The organism is Flavobacterium sp. (genome assembly GCF_043756175.1).
Lineage (GTDB): Bacteria > Bacteroidota > Bacteroidia > Flavobacteriales > Flavobacteriaceae > Flavobacterium.
On record NZ_JAYURN010000019.1, the window covers coordinates 1 to 2,326 of the forward strand.

The window sequence follows — 2,326 nt, forward strand, 5'->3', positions numbered from 1 at the left end:
CAGAGCATCATCATTTGTAAAAATGGCTCCACCATCACCATAACAACCTAAATTTTTAGACGGAAAAAAAGAGGTAGACCCTACATGACCAATTGTTCCAGCTTTCTTTTTTGTTCCATCAGAAAACTTGCAATTGGCACCGATTGCTTGTGCATTATCTTCTATCACATATAGATTGTGTGCTGCCGCCAAAGCCATAATTGCTTCCATATTAGCCGCACGGCCAAATAAATGTACCGGAACAATCGCTTTTGTTTTTGGTGTAATGGCGCGTTTTATTCCCTCAATAGAAATATTCATATTATGCATATCTACATCAACCAAAACCGGCGTAAGTTGCAACAAAGCAATCACCTCAACTGTTGCGGCAAAGGTAAAATCAGCAGTAATGACTTCATCTCCTGGCTTTAAATCCAATCCCATCATAGCGATTTGTAACGCATCAGTTCCGTTTGCACACGGAATAACATGTTTTACATCTAAATAGTTTTCTAAAGATTTTTGGAACTGATGAACTTGAGGTCCATTAATATAAGTATTGGTATCTAAAACTTCTTGAATAGCCGTATTTACAGTATCTTTTATTTTATCATATTGACTTTTTAAGTCAACCATTTGAATTTTTTTCATTGAGATTTTGTTTAAAATTTATCCTTCAACTGACCTAAGGACGATGCTAGTTTATGGTTTGAAGTTACTGAACGCCATAAAACCTTTTATAAAACGAGAACAAAAATAGTTATTTAATGACTTATTACAATGAAAATTATTTAAAGTGATGTAATTTAGCACACAAATTTTTAACGATGCTTTTCCTTTATAATTTATTTGTAATTTTCGCTTCACAAGCTTTAAAACTAATCGCTATTTTCAGTCCAAAAATCAAACTTTTTGTGGAAGGTCGCAAAGTTGTTTTTCCAACTTTGGAACAAAAAATAAAACCTTCGGACAAAACGATTTGGTTTCATGCTGCTTCTTTAGGCGAATACGAACAAGGACTGCCTGTAATCGAAAAAATTAAAGAGAAATTTCCTTCCCATAAAATTGTAGTTACTTTTTTTTCGCCTTCAGGCTATGAAGTACGCAAAAACAATACGGTTGCGGACGTCACGGTTTACTTGCCTTTGGATACCCCGAAAAATGCGAAAGAGTTTTTAACTTTAGTGAAGCCTGAACTCGTTTTCTTTATTAAATACGAATACTGGTTAAATTATTTAAGCGAACTTAAGGAGCTAAAAACGCCAACTTACATGATTTCAGGTATTTTTAGAGAAAATCAAATGTTCTTTAAATGGTACGGCGGGTTTTATAGAAAAGCACTGGATACATTTACTTATTTTTTTGTGCAAAATGAGAATTCAAAAAAACTATTAAGACAATTAGGCAAAGCCAATGTTGCAGTTTCAGGAGACACACGTTTTGACCGAGTTGCAGCAATTTTAGAAAAAGACAACTCTTTGGATTTTATTTCTGAGTTCAAAAACAACACACTTACCATCGTAGTAGGAAGCTCATGGCCAAAAGATGAAAGTTTATTAGTTGATTTTATCAATTCCAATAAATACAATGTCAAATTTATAATTGCACCACACAATATAAAAACAGAACAAATTGAACATCTAAAAAACAGCATCGCCACAAAAACAGTTTTATTCAGCGAAAGAAAGGAAAAAAATCTTGCTGATTACGACGTTTTTATAATTGACACTATTGGCATTTTGACGAAAATTTACAGTTATGCTGACATTGCCTATGTGGGTGGTGGATTTGGAAATCCTGGCGTACATAATATATTGGAACCAGCTACCTATGGCGTTCCAATAGTGATTGGCCCGAACTACTCTCATTTTACAGAGGCGAGTGCTTTAGTAAACCTTGAAGGCTGTATTTCTATTTCCAATAAAAAGGAACTGGAAACCACTTTAATGAACTTAATCCTTATCGAGGTTGAAAGAGACGAGAAAGGACATATATGTGAAACATTTGTGCAAATGAATAAAGGTGCTACCACTATTATAATGAATACTATTTCGAATTTTGAATTGCTCTAATTTTCTAAAAAAAAATCAGGACATAAATCAGTCCCTGCTATTTAGGCACGATAGCGGACTCCTTGCCATATGGATTATAAAAAAAGCCCCACAAAGTTTCTTTTATTGAATTAACCCGTTATATTTCTTAAAATTGAGCCTCTGGCATAATAGTTGTTGTAAATGAGAATGTTGGCGAAAAATATTATTTTTTAAAAAAAAAATAAAAAAATATTTTACATATTAAAAAATTTATATCTTTGCCACGAATTAATAATTAACCTTTTATAATAAAG

General features: G+C 32.9%; 2 protein-coding genes. One reads left to right on the plus strand and one right to left on the minus strand.

Annotated features, from left to right (window positions below):
• A partial coding sequence (locus ACH2BP_RS01105) for a DegT/DnrJ/EryC1/StrS family aminotransferase (RefSeq protein ID WP_395056170.1) occupies positions 1-630 on the minus strand: 630 nt, incomplete at its 3' end.
• 176 nt (positions 631-806) lie between these two features.
• On the opposite strand from ACH2BP_RS01105, the gene ACH2BP_RS01110 reads away from it, so the two are divergent.
• Entirely contained in the window at positions 807-2,051 is a 1,245-nt protein-coding gene (locus ACH2BP_RS01110) for a 3-deoxy-D-manno-octulosonic acid transferase (protein ID WP_395056172.1), read from the plus strand.
• Positions 2,052-2,326 lie beyond the last annotated feature (275 nt).